1 protein-coding gene and 1 pseudogene are annotated in these 3,263 nt (G+C 43.5%); one reads left to right on the top strand and one right to left on the bottom strand.

Annotated features, from left to right (window positions below):
* The coding region (locus tag QUB70_RS32060; protein ID WP_332985834.1) for a hypothetical protein at positions 1 to 294 on the top strand (294 nt) is incomplete at its 5' end.
* Between the two features lie 1,066 nt (positions 295 to 1,360).
* Here QUB70_RS32060 and QUB70_RS32055 read toward each other — a convergent pair.
* Positions 1,361 to 2,954, bottom strand: a pseudogene (locus QUB70_RS32055) (transposase).
* Positions 2,955 to 3,263: the final 309 nt, after the last annotated feature.

Here is a 3,263-nt window from a genome sequence, read left to right as displayed (position 1 = left end):
TTTACTCTCTATCTTGATTCTTTTGACGAGGTTAATAGTGCTTTAAGCTTTCAAACTATTCTTTTTTCTAGGTTCAGGGCGCGTTTCGGTGAATCGCTTCTCTTCCGGCGCTTTATTAATGTATCAACTCTCCCTAGAGTTGTCAAGCATTTTGCCAAAATATTTTTGACTTTTTTTTTTGGAAGCGGAATTCGCTTAAGAGCGATAGCAATTTATATAAAAAATCAAACCCAGGTGAAGTCGAGCGGATTATTTGTCAATCTGACTCTGATTTTCCGGATAGACAGAGTTTAATTTATACCAACCGCCAAGGCTGTTAGACGCAAAGCTTAAGACATCCTCGATCACATGGAGTAGGCACTCAAACTTTCCCGTTTTTTGCGGAGCCGACTCTTTAAGCAAGACCAGCATTTCTGAATGAAGTTGAGGTAGGCGTGAAGAGGGAGGTATGTACAGCAGTTTACATGCCACATTTGGAATCAGTTGCTCAATCCCACCTCCTTTATGGAACGTGGCTTATGCCTCACCACAACCTGACCTACTTCAAGTACCGGAAGTAGACAACTTTCCAGCCCGACTTCAAACACCGTTGGATTGCAAGCTCCCTCGTCAAAGGGGCGATTAAACTTTCGTTACATCGTGCGCGTGCGCCAATCATGTTGATCCGCCGTTGACGCCCCTCCGACTTAAATGCGTGGAAGCCGAGGCATTCTCATTCGAACAATACTCATACTGGTTTTTATCCATCAAACGACTCATCAAGATAGACCATCTTGGACGGTGGTAGGTGGACAACTGAGCTAGAAAAGCTTGCCGTTTGGCTTCCAGAACTCTCACGGTAGCCACAGGTCTTTTTTTTCGACGAGGGTAACCAATTTTTTTCAATGCCCGTGAGATGGTGTCCTCGCTAATGTGCTCCTCCCACAGTAAGGTCATCTCGACTTTGTTTTTATGCCCATGAGAGGAAACTTTCCTCACGGAATTTTACCAAGTCGGTGATTTTATGACCATTACCGGGAGGATGCCACCGGGCAAGGCTTGGAAGTCAACAGTTTCAGCTTGTCGTTAAGCGCCATAAGTCCCAACACAATTAACCTATGGTTGAAGGAGCTCTTTGTTACTGGAGACTTTCAGGCTTTACCCCATCAGCCTCATGGTAACGATCACTGCATTACGGATTGGGAGGAATTCCGACACTAGTGCACAAAAGCATGGGGAAAAAACTAAAGTCCAGATGGCAGAACTCTGGAAGGTCGGGTGAGGTTTGAGAGTCACCTCTCTCCCCCTGACAGGTGTAGGTTTTTTACAACTAGGGCGTCGGTTCAGTATTAGGAGTTGACAAAAAAAGGACTTTATGAAATTAGCCAGTGCATGAGTTCGACTCTATGCCTGGTGTAATTGGCCCAACCTTATCCATTCGAGCAATGACATGAAGATTATGGACGACAGCGACTCGCCGTAGATCGAAAAGATTTTTCCGCTGCCCGATATAGCGAGCACGGTTCCCCTGCCAATGCCCAATATGAGCCAGAGAGTGTTCAACTGTAGTACGTTTTCTTAAGTTTTTTCGACCAATAGCAGTGGATTGACGTGCTCGCAACTCTTGCATTAAGGCTTCATCAGGATGAATTGATACAGTTCGTCCTCTTTTACTATTCGTGCAACCAGCTCTCAGAGGACAAATTGCACATTCATTCTGAGGAAAATGAACAGTTTTCCCCAGTTCAAATGGGATACTTACCTGATTAGGACAGCTAATTAAATGCGTATCCCAGTCAAGAAAAAAAGAATTTTTATCAAACCGTCCATAATTTTTGACTGCCACGCTTTACAAAATATCTGTAATTTATCATCCCGTTGTGTCACCCAATGACTAGATAAGCCCGATCGATATGTAACTCAGATAGGTGAATATTTTGAAATTTTAAGTCACGTTCTAGGTCAATTGTAGCAGCAGATTCTGGCGTATTGGCGCGTGTCAATGCCACCGCGCAAACTATACCACTCTCTAAATCTTTAAGAACGTGGCGTTTATATCCATCTATTTTTTTAGAGCGACTTTTACGCCCATGCCGCATATCTGGATCTTCAATAGAAATGCGACGGTATGCAGCCACCCCTTTACTTAAACTCGGAACGCCTTGAGAGTCGAAAGTTACATTTTGAGATTCAATTACTCGGGCAACATCCAGAGTCTCTTTAGCGACTTCAAACTCATCACAACCAGGCTGGCTTTGCATCCATTCTTCTACAGAACATAAGCTGTTTAGAATGATTGATAGTGCGTTTTTACGCTCTCCTGGGTCATCCCAGTTTAAGTCCAAGGCGGTTTTTAAGCTGGAACTATTGAGAATAGTCGCACCAGCTAACTCGGCAATTTTTGCTGGCTCCCGCCCCTGTCCAGCACGGGCGATCGCACTGACTGCTTTACGCAAAGCATGACCCAATAGATTATATGTATCTTCGAGTTTACCAGCTCCCCATAACGGGGAAGAATTATCGGCCGCTTTGAGTTGAGATGAGCCAAACCCACCATGAGTGTTTGGCAATTTCTACGGTGCGGTCAATTAAACGTTGGTCTAGTTCTTTTTTAATTAAGCCCTTTCTGAATCGAACCAAAGTGGCTTTACTAAAAGGGGGAGTTTACACTTGAGACAATCGAGAACTAACTGCCAACGTTGATCCATGAGCATTTCTTCAATTACTTCATCATCAGAAATGCCTAAGTAGGCTTGCAGAATAATTGCCAAGGCAATTTGTGCAGGAGGAATTGGACTCTGACCCACTGTGCTGTCTTTAAAAATTGTAGCAAGTTCTTCTTGAAACTCATCATTAAATATGAATGAACGGTTCAGTCGAAGAAACGTGAATAACTTGGCTCGTTTAATGCGTTTGATAATCAAAGCTTCAGCGTCTGAGAGTTCAATTGGAGGATGCCATAAATGAGGGCGCATCAGGTTTCTTCCTTCTTTCTGATTGTGAGCATTTAACAGGCTTCTCAATTCACTTATCATTTCCAGTTTATTTTGTCAACTCCTGATACTGAACCGACGCCCTAGGAGGAGTTACAAGTATAGAAGGCATCTAAGTAAGTCGGCGCTGCAAAACCTAACTATGTAAACGATTGTAAAGTATCCAAATGCCAAGAAAGCAGCACTAGGGGGCCCTGTTTACATACTGTTACATAGGGTGCATCTCACTTTGGCAAATACATCAAATTGAAAGTTGACCGTTGAGATAAGCACAGCGAAGAGAAAGGATAG

Source organism: Microcoleus sp. A003_D6 (genome assembly GCF_036702825.1).
Classification (GTDB): domain Bacteria; phylum Cyanobacteriota; class Cyanobacteriia; order Cyanobacteriales; family Microcoleaceae; genus Microcoleus.
The sequence above is the reverse complement of the archived record's forward strand: the minus strand, read 5'-3'. Positions and strand labels throughout refer to the sequence as shown.